The sequence below is a fragment of the Curtobacterium sp. 1310 genome, from assembly GCF_017834105.1.
Classification (GTDB): Bacteria; Actinomycetota; Actinomycetes; order Actinomycetales; family Microbacteriaceae; genus Curtobacterium.
In genome coordinates, this window is sequence record NZ_JAFICY010000002.1 from 873,840 (window position 1) to 888,602 (window position 14,763).

At 72.2% G+C, this 14,763-nt stretch carries 15 protein-coding genes; 4 read left to right on the plus strand and 11 right to left on the minus strand.

Annotated elements, in window-relative coordinates:
* Positions 1–114: 114 nt before the first annotated feature.
* On the minus strand, positions 115–1,086 hold the full coding sequence (locus JOD95_RS08165; protein ID WP_209684381.1) for an NAD-dependent epimerase/dehydratase family protein: 972 nt from the start codon (positions 1,084–1,086) through the stop codon (positions 115–117).
* 104 nt (positions 1,087–1,190) lie between these two features.
* On the opposite strand from JOD95_RS08165, the gene JOD95_RS08170 reads away from it, so the two are divergent.
* The gene (locus tag JOD95_RS08170; protein ID WP_209684383.1) at positions 1,191–2,414 is read left to right on the plus strand and encodes an ATP-binding protein; all 1,224 of its coding nucleotides are present in this window, start codon (positions 1,191–1,193) and stop codon (positions 2,412–2,414) included.
* A 7-nt stretch (positions 2,415–2,421) separates the two neighbouring features.
* Here the strand turns inward: JOD95_RS08170 and JOD95_RS08175 are convergent, their stop codons facing one another.
* Positions 2,422–3,660 (minus strand): MFS transporter, encoded by a 1,239-nt coding sequence (locus JOD95_RS08175; protein WP_209684385.1) that lies wholly within the window; start codon positions 3,658–3,660, stop codon positions 2,422–2,424.
* Positions 3,661–3,876: 216 nt separating this feature from the next.
* Positions 3,877–4,317 (minus strand): MarR family winged helix-turn-helix transcriptional regulator, encoded by a 441-nt coding sequence (locus JOD95_RS08180; RefSeq protein WP_209684387.1) that lies wholly within the window; start codon positions 4,315–4,317, stop codon positions 3,877–3,879.
* A gap of 46 nt (positions 4,318–4,363) precedes the next feature.
* Here JOD95_RS08180 and JOD95_RS08185 point away from each other — a divergent pair, with 46 nt between their 5' ends.
* Complete coding sequence (locus JOD95_RS08185; RefSeq protein WP_209684389.1) at positions 4,364–5,599, plus strand: multidrug effflux MFS transporter; 1,236 nt, start codon at positions 4,364–4,366, stop codon at positions 5,597–5,599.
* Positions 5,600–5,674: 75 nt separating this feature from the next.
* Here JOD95_RS08185 and JOD95_RS08190 read toward each other — a convergent pair whose 3' ends face one another.
* Both JOD95_RS08190 and JOD95_RS08195 read right to left on the minus strand, forming a co-directional pair.
* Positions 5,675–6,400, minus strand: coding sequence for a phosphatase PAP2 family protein (locus JOD95_RS08190; RefSeq protein ID WP_209684391.1), 726 nt, complete (start codon positions 6,398–6,400; stop codon positions 5,675–5,677).
* Between the two features lie 106 nt (positions 6,401–6,506).
* Positions 6,507–6,815 (minus strand): Dabb family protein, encoded by a 309-nt coding sequence (locus tag JOD95_RS08195; RefSeq protein WP_081984546.1) that lies wholly within the window; start codon positions 6,813–6,815, stop codon positions 6,507–6,509.
* 126 nt (positions 6,816–6,941) lie between these two features.
* On the opposite strand from JOD95_RS08195, the gene JOD95_RS08200 reads away from it, so the two are divergent.
* Complete coding sequence (locus JOD95_RS08200) at positions 6,942–7,298, plus strand: VOC family protein (protein WP_209684393.1); 357 nt, start codon at positions 6,942–6,944, stop codon at positions 7,296–7,298.
* Between the two features lie 69 nt (positions 7,299–7,367).
* On the opposite strand, the gene JOD95_RS08205 is transcribed toward JOD95_RS08200, so the two are convergent.
* A complete protein-coding gene (locus tag JOD95_RS08205; RefSeq protein ID WP_209684395.1) occupies positions 7,368–8,255 on the minus strand; it encodes an SDR family oxidoreductase in 888 nt (295 codons plus the stop codon).
* A gap of 129 nt (positions 8,256–8,384) precedes the next feature.
* Between JOD95_RS08205 and JOD95_RS08210 the strand changes: the two genes are divergently transcribed.
* Entirely contained in the window at positions 8,385–9,203 is an 819-nt protein-coding gene (locus JOD95_RS08210; RefSeq protein WP_069711866.1) for an SDR family oxidoreductase, read from the plus strand.
* A 90-nt stretch (positions 9,204–9,293) separates the two neighbouring features.
* Here JOD95_RS08210 and JOD95_RS08215 read toward each other — a convergent pair whose 3' ends face one another.
* The 5 genes from JOD95_RS08215 to JOD95_RS08235 form a co-directional block, all read right to left on the minus strand.
* Positions 9,294–10,025: a trypsin-like serine protease gene (locus tag JOD95_RS08215; protein ID WP_209684396.1), complete on the minus strand. Its 732-nt coding sequence runs from the start codon at positions 10,023–10,025 to the stop codon at positions 9,294–9,296.
* 119 nt (positions 10,026–10,144) lie between these two features.
* Positions 10,145–11,071: an ROK family protein gene (locus tag JOD95_RS08220; protein ID WP_209684398.1), complete on the minus strand. Its 927-nt coding sequence runs from the start codon at positions 11,069–11,071 to the stop codon at positions 10,145–10,147.
* The gene (locus tag JOD95_RS08225) at positions 11,068–12,744 is read right to left on the minus strand and encodes an ABC transporter ATP-binding protein (RefSeq protein WP_209684400.1); all 1,677 of its coding nucleotides are present in this window, start codon (positions 12,742–12,744) and stop codon (positions 11,068–11,070) included. The genes JOD95_RS08220 and JOD95_RS08225 overlap by 4 nt, the downstream gene beginning before the upstream one ends.
* Positions 12,745–13,638, minus strand: coding sequence for an ABC transporter permease (locus tag JOD95_RS08230; protein WP_209684402.1), 894 nt, complete (start codon positions 13,636–13,638; stop codon positions 12,745–12,747).
* The gene (locus tag JOD95_RS08235; protein WP_209684403.1) at positions 13,635–14,594 is read right to left on the minus strand and encodes an ABC transporter permease; all 960 of its coding nucleotides are present in this window, start codon (positions 14,592–14,594) and stop codon (positions 13,635–13,637) included. The genes JOD95_RS08230 and JOD95_RS08235 overlap by 4 nt, the downstream gene beginning before the upstream one ends.
* Positions 14,595–14,763: the final 169 nt, after the last annotated feature.

Sequence of the window (14,763 nt, forward strand, 5' to 3'; positions counted from 1 at the left end):
TGATCGGGAGTCGCCGCCAGGAGCTCCAGATCGAGTCGACGAGGAACAAGTGCCCCGGACCGAGGTCCGGGGCACTTGTCCGTCCACCGGCACGAGGGACGGGAGGTCGTCGATTCACCCGGCGGCGCGGACGGCAGCCTCGTCGTCGTCCGAGAGGCCCGCGCCGTGCGGGTGGACCGGTTGCAGCTGCTCCCATGCGAGCACGTCTGCCAGCGTCTCGGCGAGTGGCCTCCGTGTCAGGCCTGCCGCACGCGCGCGGTCTGCCGGTCGGTCGTTCATGCCCTGGTGGTCGTCGTCGGGGATCCACAGCGGCAGGGACCGCGCCCCCGCCCAGGGCGCCACCCCGCGCGCGAGGAGCACCTCGTCCGCGAGCGCCACGACCGGCACGTCCACGCCCGCTGCGGCCCGTGCTCCCTCGAGGTGCTGCCCCAGCGTGACGACCTCGCCGGGGACGTCGTGGACACCCGCTCGTCGGCCCTCGGCCGCTCCGACGAGCCATCCCGCCAGGTCGCGGACGTCGATCACCGAGGTGGGTCGATCCGTGCGCGCCGGGACCACCACCGCGCGGCCGCTCTCGGCTGCACGGGCGAACCGCCACGGCCAGTAGCCGGAACGTCCGGTGTGGTCACCCGGTCCGCCGACGAGCCCGGCCCGCGCGATCGAGGCGCGCTCGGGGCCGAAGGCGTCGAGGACCGCACGTTCGCACGCCACCTTCGCAGCGCCGTAGTCGGCGGGGTCGTCCGACGGCTCGAGCACGGCGGCGTGCTCGTCGGCACCGCGCTCGGCCTGCGAGGCGTAGACGCTCACGGTCGACACGAAGACGTACCGGTCGGCGACGGGCTCGAGGTCGCGGGCTGCGCGACGGACGTGCTCCGGGGTGCGGGAGACGTCGACGACCGCGTCCCATCGCTCGCTGGCGACCCCGGTCAGGGCGTCGTCGCGGTCCCGGTCGGCCCGCACGAGCCGGGCGCCGGTGGGGACGTCCGAGCCGCGTGCGACGCACGTGACGTCGTGGCCGGTGTCGAGGGCGTGCTGCACGACGGTCCGGCCGAGCCAGGCGGTACCGCCGAGGACGAGGATGCGCATGCAGTCCAGCCTGCACCGAGCTCGAGGCACTCTCGAGAGTTTTGATTTCTTACTTCGCTTTAGCGAATCGAGATAAAGCCTGGTAAGGCCAGTAAGGTCGGCGCGTGGACAGCGTCAGGAACCCGTACACGCCCAACGCCGGTGCTACTCCGGAGATCGTCGCAGGACGCATCGAGCACACGCGCTCGTTCGAGGTACTCCTCCGTCGCCTCGCTCGCGGCCGCACTGACCAGTCCATGATCATGACGGGTCTGCGCGGGGTGGGGAAGACCGTGCTCCTCAACGCTTTCGCGGACCTGGCGCGCGAGGCGCGGTGGGAAGTCGTGGAGTTCGAGGCCAGCAAGCACGACGACGGCCAGTTCCGACAGACGATGGCTTCCCTGCTCCGATCAGCACTGCTGCAGGTGTCACCCCGGAAACGATGGAGCGACCGGGCTCGGCGTGCCGCTGAGGTCCTGACCTCGTTCAGCATGAACATGAGCGCGGAGGGGACTTGGTCGATGACGTGGGACGTTGAACCCGCGGAGGGCCTCGCTGATCACGGAGACCTGACGCTCGACCTCACCGATGTACTCCTTGCGCTCGGGGAGGCCGTACAGGAGCACGGCAGGGGGCTCGCCATCCTCATCGACGAGGTCCAGTTCCTGCGCGCCGCACAACTCGAGGCCTTGATCCAAGCACTCCACAAGACCGTTCAGCGACGGCTCCCCATCACCTTCGTCGGCGCGGGCCTTCCGCAGATCGCGGAGCTCGCCGGCGACGCGAAGTCGTACGCCGAACGCCTGTTCCGTTTTCCCGAGATCGGGTCGCTCGACCCGGAGGACGCACGTGAAGCCCTGATCCGACCGGCAGAGATCGAGGACGCATCCTTCAGCGAGGATGCCGTAGAGCTCGCGCTCGAGATCACGAAGGGGTACCCCTACTTCATCCAGGAACTCGGGTACCAGGTCTGGGAGATCGCTCCCGGTCCGGTGATCGTTGCAGACGACGTCGACGCGGCGAGAGAGGGATACCTCGCGAAACTGGACCAGTCGTTCTTCCGTGTCCGGCTCGATCGCACCACGACCCTCCAGACGGCCTACCTCCGAGCAATGGCTGAACTCGGTCCGCTTCCGCAGAAGGCTGCGGACGTCGCCCGTGTCCTGCACCGGGAGTCCACGCAACTCGGACCGACCAGAGCAGAACTCATCGACATGGGGCTGCTCTACACGCCAGAGCACGGCTACGCTGCCTTCACCGTGCCGGACTTCGACAAGTTCATGCTGCGAGCCGTACCGAAGCTGATCGTGCCCGAGGTCAGACGCCGGACGCCGAAGAAGCCGAGCTGATCCCGGCTCAGGCGGTCGCGGCCGCCGGAGCGTCCTCGCGGCGGGCGAGCAGCAGGTCCGCCACGGCGGCGACGACGACCAGCGCGGCAGCGTACGCGGGGAACGCCATCGCGGCACCGGTGCCCGCACGCTCGGCGACCTCGCCGACCACGGCCGACGCGACCGACTGTCCGACGATGACCGCCGAGCCGAGGATCGTCATCGTGGTCGCCGAACGGCCGACGGGCGACCGGTCCGATCCCAGGCTGTACTGCGCGACGAGCGTCGGGCCGATGCCGATACCCATGACACCGAGCACGAGGACGACCGCCACGACGGAGTCCGCCCGGCTGAAGGCGATCGCGCCGCCCAGCAGCACGACCCCGAACACGAGCCAGCGCCAGGTGACACCGAACCGCTGTGGGAACGCCGCCGATCCGAGTGCGAGTGCGGCGGATCCGATCCCCATCACGCCGTACAGCAGGCCGGCCTGGGACGCCTCGCCCTGTTGTTCCGTGAAGGCCGTCAGCGAGGTCAGCGTCGACCCGAAGAAGAGTCCGATGCCGAGGATCCCGACGACGACCACGAGGAGTCGCGGACGGAGCAGCTGCCGGGCCGGGGAGCGCGTCTCCTGTGCCGGCCCACCGACGACGAGGGCGCCGGTCGGGTGCAGCGCGAAGGCGGTGACGAAGACGAAGGTCAGTGCCGACGCACCGGCGACGGCCACCCACGGCGCGATCGTGCTCGCGAGCAGGCCGACCAGGAACGGACCGACGATGAAGACGGTCTCGTCCGCGGCCGACTCGTACGCCATCGTGCCGCTGAAGACCTTGTCGCGGCATGCCGGGGACATGCGCTGGCGGATGATCGCCACGAGTCGCGTGCGGGACATCGGGGCGACCTGCGGTGCGGTCGCGCCGATCAGGAACGACATCGCCAGGACCGCGAGGTCGGGCGCGGTGCTCGCGACCACGATCGGCAGGACGCCGAGCAGGACGGCGTTCGCGAGTCCGACGGGGACGAGGACGGCCCGCTGGCCGAAGCGATCGGCGGCCGCACCGACGAGCGGCCCGAAGATCGCCGAGCCGATGCCGACGAAGGCGGAGTTGATGCCGCCGAGGGCGACGGAGTCACGGGACGCGACGACGAGGGTGAGGACACCGACGACCATCATCGCGAAGGGCAGACGGGCGATGAACGCGATCGGGAAGTACCACCGACCGGCGAGGGAGACGAGGGACGCGTCGGAGCGTCGAGGTTGGAGCATGAGGGGGTGTGCCTTCTGGGGCCCGGCCGATCCGGCGACGGGCCCATCGGGTGCCGCCGCTGTCCGTCGGTGGGGCCGACGGCCGGTAGATACACACTGCTTGCTGTTGTGTCCCTCCAGGGTACCAAGCCCGTCCGGACGGCACGCGGGGTCGGGACCTGCCACGGGTCGGCCGGGAGGCGCGTGGCAGGGCCGCCACGCGCCTCCCGGCCGTCGTCAGCCGCGTCGCAGGCCGTCGTCGATGCGTGCCAGCAGGTCAGCCGCGGCGCCGAGGCCGCTCTCGTCGCCACCGAGGGCGGCGCGGAGCCGGCCCGCCCAGTGCGCGTGCAACCGCGAGATGCTGTCGTGGGCGAGGGCGGTGGGGTGCAGCTGCACGGTCCGGGCGTCGCCCGGGTCGGTGCGGCGCTCGACCATGCCCTTCGCGACGAGCGAGCGGAGCGCGACGCTGCAGTTGCTGCGCTGCAGCGCCGTGGCGTCGGCCACGGCACTCGGGGACGCACCCGGGTTCCGGTGCACCCAGCGCATCACGAGCGCCTCGGTGCCGGTCAGCGGGACGATGTCGAGCGCGTGCGGGCCGTGCGGGTCGACCTCGCGACCGATGCGCAGGACGACGTCGGCGAACTCGGCGAGGGCGTCGTCGGAGACCGCTGGTGCCATGGCGTCACTGTACCGTCCAGCGACAATGAGTTATGGTTTCATAACCATGACGACGGACACCGGATCCATCCGCGCCACCACGGCGACGCCCTCCACCCGCCCCACGGGCATCACGACTCCCCTGCTGCTCGTGCTCGGCCTGCTCAGCGCGGTCGCGCCCTTCGCGACCGACCTCTACCTGCCGGCGTTCCCGCGGATGACCACGGAGCTGTCCGCCTCGGCGACGACCGTGCAGCTCACCCTGACGGCGTTCCTGGTCGGTGTGACCGCGGGGCAGCTCGTGTTCGGGCCGCTGTCGGACCGTTTCGGCCGCGTGCCCCCGCTCCTCGCCGGCGCCGCGCTCTGCGTCCTCGCGAGCGCCGCAGCGGTGCTCGCGCCGAACGTGGCGGTGCTCGTCGTCGCCCGGCTGCTGCAGGGACTCGGCGGGGCGGCCGGCATGGTCATCGGCCGCGCCGTGATCTCCGACCTGGCGACCGGCAAGCCCGCCGCCCGCGCCTTCTCGCTCATGATGATCGTCGGCGGGGTCGCGCCCGTGGTGGCACCGCTCCTCGGCGGTCTGCTCACCGGACCGATCGGGTGGCGCGGACTGCTGACGATCGTGCTCGGCCTGTCGGTGCTGATGCTCGTCGCCGTGCTCGCCGTCGTGCGGGAGACGCACCTGCGCTCGCGGCGTGACGCGCTCCGGGCCGAGCGCGTGGCATCCGGCTCCCCGCTGCGAGCGCTGCGATCGCGCACCTTCGTCGGGTACACGGCGGTCTTCGGCTTCGCGTTCGCGGTGATGATGGCGTACATCTCGGCGTCACCGTTCCTGTACCAGGGCATGCTCGGGCTCGACACCGTCGGCTACGGGCTCGCCTTCGGTCTGAACGCACTCGCGCTGATGGGCGTGAGCATCCTGTCGGCGAAGCTCACCGCGACCCGCTCGGTCGAGGGCGTCCTGACGCTCGGCATCACCCTCGTGGTGGCGTCCACCGTGGCGTTCGCGCTGCTCGTCGTGACCGGGGCGCCCGTCCTCTGGCTCGCGGTGCCGCTCTTCACGGCGGTCGGGTCGCTCGGCCTCGTGCTCGGGAACGCGACGGCGCTGGCGCTCGGCGCGGTCCCCGGGGTCGCGGGCAGCGCCTCGGCCGTGCTCGGCGCCCTGCAGTTCGGGCTCGCGGCGCTCGTGTCGCCGCTCGTGAGCATCGGGGGCGAGGACACGGCGGCGCCGCTCGCGGTCGTCATGCTCGCGGCCGCCGTGGTCGCCGTCGTCGCGCTCGTGGCGGCGCGGCGCAGCCGGGCGTAGCAGCGCAGCGCAGCCGGGCGGAGCGGCGCAGCGCAGACGGGCGGAGCGGCGCGGGGCCGCGGGGCCGTGCGCCGCTCAGTGGCGGCGCCCGAGCGGTACCGCGGCGCCCTCACGCGGGCGGAGGAACGGGATGCGGGGCATCGCCCAGTCGACCCACACCACCCGGGCCGCCGGAGCGACCGCGAGCGCCCAGAGGATCGAGGCCGCCGCGTCCGTCGGGTAGTGCACGGCGTCGATCGAGACCGACAGGAACACGACCACGATCGCCGCGACACCGGCGACCCGGGCGACCTGGTGCCACCGCGTCTCGCGGACGACCCACACGAGCGCGATCACGAACGCCGTGATGTAGACCGTGTGGCCACTCGGGTACCCGGGGTCGGGCTGGACGGGGAACGGGTGCGGCAGCAGCGCCACGTCGGGCCGGGCGCGGTGGACGATCTCCTTGACGACGGCGGACGGCAGCCACGTGATCGCGATCGTCATGCCGAATCCGAGGGCCGGTCGGAGGTCCCGTGCCCGCCACCAGATGACACCAGCGACGACGAACGTGATCGCGATCGCCGGCACCGGGCTGATGACGTGGTAGACCGCCGTCGTGAACGCACCGAGCGCACCGGTGTGCAGCGTGTTGAACGCCTTCGCGAGCCCCGCGTCCACCGAACCGAGGAAGAACCCGATCACCGTCAGCACGACCACGGCCCCGATGCCGATCGTGACGGTCGCCAGCGGGTGGGGGTTCGGCTCGAGGATGCCGACGACGTCGGCCCTCCTGCGGCGGCGCTCGGGCTCGGTGCTCATCCGCCCATCGTCCCAGGGAGAGCCGCCCGTGCCCGGCACGCGCGGCACGCGCAGATCAGAGACCGCTCAGCCTGACGCTCGTGGCCCGGCGGAGGACGTCCCCGGCTCAGTCCTCGACGTCGAACACGACGACGCGGCTGCTGCCGGCGCCGATGTGGTCGGCGACCGGACGGTGCTCCGGGTGCGGCAGGTACCCGGCGAGCGCCTCGCGGTCACGGAAGCGCACGGTGAGCATCCAGTCGAACCCGCCTTCGAGGCCCTCGGTGCTGATGCTCGGACCGGAGTGCACCGACTCCACCCCGTCGATGCGGGGCAGGTGGTCACGGCAGAGCGCATCCGCCTGCACGGCGTGCTCGCCGACCCCGTCCCGCGCTGCGTCCCACTGCACCAGCACCACGTGCGTCACACCAGCCATGTCCTGCTCCCGTCGTCCCGGCCCACACTGCCACCCGAGCACTGGGACACCACCCCGCCTGTGCCCGCACGCAACCAGGCGACCTACCGTCGGCCGGGTACGAGACGGCACGACGAGAGGAACACCATGGCAAGCGGAGTGGCAGCGGTCTGGGTACCGGTCAGTGACATGCAGCGCGCGGTCGCGTTCTACCGCGACGCGCTCGGCCTGACGGTGAAGAGCGAGGACGACGACTGGAGCGAGATCGACGCGGACGGGCTGCTCATCGGCCTGAACGGTCGGGAGTCGGCGAGCCCGTCGAGCGGCGGCGGCGCGGTCGTGTCGTTCCAGCCGGACGGCAGCATCGAGGACGAGGTCGCCGATCTCAAGGCCAAGGGCGTCGACTTCGCGGGTGACGTCAGCGAGCACCCGTGGGGCAAGATCATCCCGTTCAAGGACAGTGAGGGCAACGACCTGCAGCTGTACTCGCCGCCGCAGGGCTGAGGCGACGACCTGCAGACGGGAGGCGCGGTGCCAGCTGGCACCGCGCCTCCCGTCCGTTGCTGGTCCTGTCTAGAACGCGGGCGTCCCACCGGCGATCGTGACGGTCGAACCGGACTGGTAGCTCGACTCCGGGCTCACCAGGTGCACGTACGCGGCACCGAGCTCGGCGGGCTGGCCCGGGCGACCGAACGGCGACTGCTCACCGAAGTGCGCGACGGTCTCGGCGTCGTCGGACCCGGGCTGCAGCGGCGTCCACACCGGACCCGGCGCGACCGAGTTCACGCGGATGCCCTTCGGGGCGAGCTGCTGCGCGACGGCTTCGGTGAAGGTCTTCACGGCGCTCTTCGAGATCGCGTAGTCGATCTTGTCCGGTGACGGCGTCGCGGCCTGGATCGAGCCGGTGGTGACGATCGTCGAGCCGGGCTCGAGGTGCGGCACTGCGGCCTGCGTCAGCCAGAACAGCGAGTAGATGTTCGTCTTGAACGTCGAGTCGAAGTGCTCGGTGGTCAGCGACAGGATGTCGTCGTTGCTGTCCATGCGACCGGCGACCATGACGAGGGTGTCGAGCCCGCCGAGTTCGTCGACCGCCTTCTGCACGAGGTCCTTGCAGTACTGCTCGTCGGAGATGTCCCCGGGGACGAGGACGGCCTTGCGCCCCTCGGACTCCAGGAGGTCGCGGACCTGCTCGGCGTCCTCCTGCTCGTCGGGCAGGTAGGAGAGGACGAGGTCGGCACCCTCACGGGACATCGCGATGGCGGCGGCGCGGCCGATGCCGGAGTCGGCACCGGTCACGATGCCGCGGAAGCCGGTCAGCCGTTCCTTGCCGACGTAGCTCTGCTCGCCGTGGTCGGGCTCCGGGTCCATCTTCCACGCGGCACCCGGCAGCGACTGCTCCTGCTTCGGGAACGGCGGCTTCGGGTAGAGGGAGTTCGGGTCGCGCTTCTCGTACTGGCTCATGGGGCCATGGTGCTCGCGAGCTGCTCCGTGCCGGTCCAGTCGGCCACGTGTCACCCGGGCACACAGGTCGCGCCCGGGCGACGGGCGTTGCCTGCTCGCGGTCACCCGATCAGCAACTGGAGGCAGCGAATGGCCAAGACCTGGTTCATCACCGGAGCGTCGAAGGGCTTCGGCCGCGAGTGGGCGGAGGCCGCACTGGAGCGCGGGGACTCCGTCGCCGGCACCGCGCGGAACACCGACGACGTGCAGGCACTCGTCGAGCAGTACCCGGACACCTTCCTCGCGATCCGGCTCGACGTCACCGACAAGGCCGCCGACACCGCTGCGGTGCAGCAGGCCGCGGAGCACTTCGGCCGGCTCGACGTGGTCGTGAACAACGCGGGCTTCGGCCACTTCGGCATGGTCGAGGAGCTCACCGAGGACGAGGTCCGCGCGCAGCTCGAGACGAACTTCTTCGGCGCGCTCTGGGTCACGCAGGCGGCGCTGCCGATCATGCGCGAGCAGGGCTCGGGCCACATCGTGCAGGTCTCGAGCATCGGCGGCATCAGCGCGTTCCCGACGGTCGGCGCGTACCACGCGTCGAAGTGGGCGCTCGAGGGCCTGTCCCAGTCCCTGTCGCAGGAGGTCGCGGGGTTCGGCATCTCCGTCACCCTCGTCGAGCCGGGCGGCTTCTCGACCGACTGGTCCGGTCCGTCCTCGAAGCACAGCGAGGAGCTCGACGCCTACGCGGACGTCCGCGAGGCCGCCTCGAAGCGTCCGTCCGCATCGGACCCGGGCAAGCCCGAGGCGACCCGCTCGGCGATCCTCAAGGTCGTCGACGCCGAGCAGCCGCCGCTGCGCGTCTTCTTCGGCAAGGCGCCGCTCGGCATCGCCGAGCAGGACTACGAGTCGCGGCTCGCGACGTGGCGCGAGTGGCAGCCGGTCGCCGAGGAGGCACACGGCGCCTGAGCGCCCACGTCGCCCACGTCGCCACGTGACGGACGGGAGGCTCCCCACCAGCTGGTGGGGAGCCTCCCGTCCGTCGGTGGGTCGCGTCGGTCAGACGCCCGCCGTCGACCGGATCCACGAGGACGACTGCGACAGCAGTGCGTAGTTCGACCCGGCCGTCGTGTCCGCACCGGGGTCGGCGCTGTCGCCGGTGGAGCACACCGCGACGACCTTGCCGTTGACCAGGAGCGGGCCGCCGGAGTCGCCGTGGTTCGACGCGCCGGTGACGCCGGTGACGTGCTGCGCCTTGCCGCTGTAGGCGTCGCGCGTCGCACCCGTGAGCGACACGGTCGCCTGGTACAGCGCGTCCGACTGCTGCGCGTTCGCGCGGAGGCCGTAGCCCTGGATGACGCCGGTCCCGCTCGACTTCGCCGCGGCGGTCAGGTCGAGGGGGGCGTAGGTCGACAGCGCGTAGGTGCTGCGCAGGTGCACGAGCGCGATGTCCCCGGCCGGCGCGGCGCTGACGCGGTCGACCGCGACGGCGGTGCCGCGGTTCGTGGTGGAGTTCGAGTGGTAGACGTTCATCGCGCCGATGCCGTCGATGCAGTGGCGGGCGGTGACGATCCACGAGGCGTTGATCTGCTCGCCGGTGCAGTTGCTGACGTACCCGGACGGGATGGTGCCGCCGGACGCCTCGAGCTGGACGGCCCAGGTGGTGGTGGGTGCCTTCTCACCGCCGACGACCTCGGTGCCCGCGGGCAGCGCGGAGGCGGGGGTGGCGGCGAACACGCCGCCGGCGACGACGGCCACGGCGGCGAATGCCGCTGCGAGGGTGTGCTTCACGGGGACTCCTCTGTTCCTGGCTCCTGCACCGTTGCAGGATGCAACTGCGGTCATCCTGACCCTCGTCCGGGGGCCGCGCCAGTCCGCACTTCCACCGACACGGGTTCGGGCGCTGAGGGTCAGCGTGCAGGGGCGTCCTCGAACAGGCGCGCTCGGACCCGGGCAGCCGCGCCGAGGGCGACCGCGTCCGCACCGAGGGCCGAGTGCGCGAACCGGACCGCGGCACCGCTGACCGGGGGCTCCGCCGTGATCGCCGCTGCCACAGCGGGTCCGAGGAGGTCCCAGGACCGTGCGATGCCGCCACCGACGACCACCGTGGTCACGTCGAGGATCCCGGCCGCGAGCAGCGCCGCGCGGGCGACGCCCCACCCCGCGGTCCGGAACACCTCGACCGCGTCAGCGTCTCCGGAGCGTGCGGCATCGGCCACGTCGCGCGCCGACACCCGACGGCCGGAGCGTTCGGCGTACCGGTCGGCGATGCCGCGTGCGCCGGCCACCGTCTCCAGGTGCCCGGACTGCCCGCAGGTGCACGGTGCGTCGCCGAAACCGGGGACGTGGCCGATCTCCCCGGCGGCACCACGAGGCCCTGCGAAGAGTTCCCCGCCGAGCACGAGGGCGCCGCCGACACCGGTGCCCAGGGTCATGCCCAGCACGTCGGTCTCCCCCTCGACCGCACCGGTGGCGACCTCGCCGAGCAGGAAGGCGTTCACGTCGTTGTCGAGCGTGGCGGGCACCCCCACGGCCGCGGTGATCGCTTCGGTGACCCGGTAGCCAGCCCACCCGGTGAACGAGTTCGCGGTGACCAGGACCGTCCCGCTCCCTGCGTCGACGACACCGGCGGCCCCGACGCCGACACCGACGAGCTCGGCGTCGTGCCGGTCGAGCAGTCCCGCCACGGCGTCGAGGGCCGAACCGACGATCGCCGCGCCGCCTTCGTGCGCGGGCGTCGGGAGGTCGACGCGGTCGACGACGACGAGGTCGGCGTCGGTGAGGACGACCTTGGTGTTCGTGCCCCCGACGTCGATCCCTGCGATCACCGCGCTCACGCGTCGACCGCCGACAGGGTCGCCGACCGTTCCGTCCGCCGACGGCGCTGCACGACCGGGTCCGGCACCGGGACCGCCGCGAGGAGCCGCCTGGTGTAGTCGGTCTGCGGGTGCACGAGGGTCTCCCCCGTCGTCCCCTGCTCCACGACCACCCCCTGCCGCATCACGACGACGCGCTGCGCGAAGTGCTGCACCACGGCCAGGTCGTGGGAGACGAACAGGCAGGCGAAGCCGAGGTCGCGCTGGAGGTCGGTGAGGACCTCGAGCACCGCCTCCTGCACGCTGACGTCGAGGGCGCTGGTCGGCTCGTCGGCGACCAGCAGCCGGGGTTCGAGCACGAGTGCCCGGGCGAGCGAGACCCGCTGGCGCTGCCCGCCGGAGAGCTCGCGGGGAGCCCGACCGGCCAGGGCGCGCGGCAGGCGGACGGCGTCGAGCACCTCGTCCACGCGACGACGACGCTCAGCGGCCGACGTTCCGCGTCGGTGCACGGCCAGGGGTTCGGCGATGCACTCGCCGACCGACATCCGGGCGTCGAGCGACGCCACCGGGTCCTGCAGGACCACGCCGATGCCCGCCCGGAGTCGTCGCCGCGATCCCCCGCGGACGCGCCGGAGGTCCTCGTCGAACAGCCGCACGCTCCCACCGGTGGGCCGGACCAGGCCGAGCGCGACCCGGGCGGCGGTGGACTTGCCCGATCCGGACTCGCCCACGAGCCCGACCGTCTCGCCGGCGTGCACCGCGACGTCGATGCCGCGCAGGGCGGGGACGGCCCGCGCGCCGCGGCCGAAGACGACGGAGACGTCCCGCAGGTCGACCACCGGCGCCCGATCCTCCGTCGCCGCGCCGACGGCCGCCGACCGCGTGTTGACCGGAGGGAGCGGCGTGTCCGCGACCCGGAGCCGTGGGACCGCCGCGAGGAGGCGCTTCGTGTAGTCGTGCCTGGGGCGGAGCAGGACGTCCTCGACACCCCCGGTCTCGACCACCTCACCCTGCAGCATCACGGCCACGCGGTCGGCGAAGTCCGCGACGACACCCATGTTGTGCGTGACGAGCAGGACACCGGTCCCCGAGTCGGCCGCCAGTCGGCGCAGCAGCTCGAGGATCTCTGCCTGCACGGTGACGTCGAGCGCGGTCGTCGGCTCGTCGGCGATGAGGAGCGCCGGCTCGTTGGCGATCGCCATCGCGATGACGACGCGCTGGCGCTGTCCGCCGGAGAGCTGGAACGGGAAGGCCTTCGCGCGGGTCTCGGGCGAAGGGATGCCGACGCGGTCGAGCAGGTCGACGGCGGCCTCGGCGGCCTCGGCGGCGGAGACCGACCGGTGGTTCCGGATGACCTCGGCGATCTGCGCGCCGACGCGCGTGAGCGGGTCGAGGGCGGTCGCCGGTTCCTGGAACACCATCGACACGGTGTTGCCCCGCAGCCCGCGCAGGGACGACTCCGTCGCCCCGACGACCTCGTGGCCGTCGACGACCGCGCTCCCCCGGGCCGTCGCGTTGCCGGAGAGCAGCCCCATCGCGGCGAGCGCCACGGTCGACTTGCCCGACCCGGACTCACCGACGAGGGCGAGGGTCTCCCCCGGGTCGACGTGCAGGGAGACGCCGCGGACCGCGTCGACGGGACCGGTCTCCGTGGTGAACACGACCCCGAGGTCGGTGGTGGTCAGGACGGACATCTAGCGGCCCCTCACGTCGAAGGCATCACGGAGCCCGTCACCCACGGCGTTGAACGCGCAGACGACGAGGATCACGGCGAGTCCCGGTGGCACGATCAACCACCAGCGGCCCGAGTACGCGGCGGTGAGTCCCGCCGAGAGCATGCCGCCCCAGTCGGTCGCGGGCGGCTGCACCCCGAGGCCGAGGTACGACACGTAGGCCACGAGCAGGATCGCATCGGCGACCTGGAACGTCGCAGCGACCACGATCGTCGAGACCGAGTTCGGCAGCAGGTGCTTCCCGATCGCGCGAGCGTGGGACCCGCCGATCGCACGGAGGGTCAGGAGGTAGTCGCGGTTCTTCAGCGTCAGCGTCTCCGCACGGATCAGCCGCGAGGGCACGAGCCACGACACGAGCCCGAGGATCACGATGAGCCCGGCGACCCCCGGGGTGGTGATCGCCGAGATGACGAGCAGGATGAACAGGGCGGGGATCGCGATGCCCGCGTCGACGACGCGCATCATCACGGCGTCGACCCAACCACCGAGGTAGCCGGCGACCGAGCCCCACAGGGTGCCGACGACGGTCGCCAGGACACCGGCCGCGATGCCGACCATCAGCGACACCTTGCCGCCGTACATCAGCCGACCGAGGACGTCGTGCCCGACGGCGTCGGTGCCGAGGAGGTGCGCGGCACTCGGGCCGAGGTTCGCCTCGGACAGTTGCGTGTGCACCTGGTCGGTCGGGTACACGAACGGCCCGACGAAGCAGAACAGCACGATGACGACGATCACGGCGAGGCCGATGACCGCCAGGGTGTTGTGCCGGAAGCGACGGACGGCGAGACGCCAGCCCGTCGCGGCGACGGTCGCGGGGGCGCCGGGGGCCTCCGGCGCGATCTGGACGGCGGTCATGCGCGGCTCGCCTTCACTCGCGGGTCGATGAGGGACTGCGCGACGTCGGCGAGCAGGGTGCCCACGACGGTCGCGATGGAGATGACGAGCACGCAGCCGAGCAACGTCGGGTAGTCCGAGGACTGGGCCGCGTTCCAGAACAGCAGGCCCATGCCCGGGTAGTTGAAGAGTTGCTCCGTGACGAGTGCGCCGCCGAAGAGCACCGGCAGGTAGTAGCCGAGCATCGCCACCACCGGGGTGAGCGAGTTCCGGAACACGTGCCGCCGGAGGATCGCCGCGGTCGACGCTCCCCCGGCCCGCGCGGTGCGCACGTAGTCCTCCTGCAGGTTCTCGAGCGTCGCCGCCCGCATGTACCGACTGAACACGGCGATCATCGCGAGGGCTCCGGTCAGGACGGGCAGGACGAGGCCCGCCGGGTCCTGGAACACCTCGGCCAGGGTGGTGCCGCTCGGTGCCTGCGACGGCAGCCACGGCAGCTGCTGGCTGAACACGATGATGAGGACGAGCCCCAGGAAGAACGCCGGCGTCGAGTAGAAGACGAACGCCAGCGCGGTCGCCGCGTAGTCGACCGCGCCGTTGCGGCGAGCGGCCTGCAGCATCCCGATCGGGATCGCGACGAGGAGTCCGAGCACGGCGGACAGTCCGGTGAGCACGAGCGTCTTCGGCAGGCGCTCGACGATGAGCTGCCCGACGGGCTCGTTGAGCGTGTAGGAGATGCCGAGGTCCCCGGAGAGCAGCCGCCCGAGGAACCGGACGTACTGCACCGGCAGCGGCTGGTCGAGCCCCTGCGCCTGGTTGAAGGTGGCGATCTGCGCGGGTGTCGCGGAGACACCGAGCACACCGCGGGCGGGACCGCCCGGCAGGGCGTGCAGGAGGCAGAACACGACGACGGTGACGATGAGGATCACGGCGAGCGCCTGCAGGACGCGCCTGGTGAGGTAGAGAGCTGTGGTCATGCGGCTTCCCTCGTTCGGGTGGTTGCTGAGCCGGTCTGGAGGCGGGGGGGGGGGGGGGGGGCGCCCCCCCCCCCCCCCCCGGGGGGGGGGGGGGGCGGCCCGCCCCCCCCCCGCCCGGGGCGGGCCCCGGCGGGGGGGGGGGGGGGGCCCGGGGGCGGCCGCCCCCCCC

Coding starts and splice junctions, on each gene's coding strand:
- JOD95_RS08165 (WP_209684381.1), bottom strand. CDS start 1,086: ATGCGCATCCTCGTCCTCGGCGGTACCGCCTGGCTCGGCCGGACCGTC.
- JOD95_RS08175 (WP_209684385.1), bottom strand. CDS start 3,660: ATGCTCCAACCTCGACGCTCCGACGCGTCCCTCGTCTCCCTCGCCGGT.
- JOD95_RS08180 (WP_209684387.1), bottom strand. CDS start 4,317: ATGGCACCAGCGGTCTCCGACGACGCCCTCGCCGAGTTCGCCGACGTC.
- JOD95_RS08185 (WP_209684389.1), top strand. CDS start 4,364: ATGACGACGGACACCGGATCCATCCGCGCCACCACGGCGACGCCCTCC.
- JOD95_RS08190 (WP_209684391.1), bottom strand. CDS start 6,400: ATGAGCACCGAGCCCGAGCGCCGCCGCAGGAGGGCCGACGTCGTCGGC.
- JOD95_RS08195 (WP_081984546.1), bottom strand. CDS start 6,815: ATGGCTGGTGTGACGCACGTGGTGCTGGTGCAGTGGGACGCAGCGCGG.
- JOD95_RS08200 (WP_209684393.1), top strand. CDS start 6,942: ATGGCAAGCGGAGTGGCAGCGGTCTGGGTACCGGTCAGTGACATGCAG.
- JOD95_RS08205 (WP_209684395.1), bottom strand. CDS start 8,255: ATGAGCCAGTACGAGAAGCGCGACCCGAACTCCCTCTACCCGAAGCCG.
- JOD95_RS08210 (WP_069711866.1), top strand. CDS start 8,385: ATGGCCAAGACCTGGTTCATCACCGGAGCGTCGAAGGGCTTCGGCCGC.
- JOD95_RS08225 (WP_209684400.1), bottom strand. CDS start 12,744: ATGTCCGTCCTGACCACCACCGACCTCGGGGTCGTGTTCACCACGGAG.
- JOD95_RS08230 (WP_209684402.1), bottom strand. CDS start 13,638: ATGACCGCCGTCCAGATCGCGCCGGAGGCCCCCGGCGCCCCCGCGACC.
- JOD95_RS08235 (WP_209684403.1), bottom strand. CDS start 14,594: ATGACCACAGCTCTCTACCTCACCAGGCGCGTCCTGCAGGCGCTCGCC.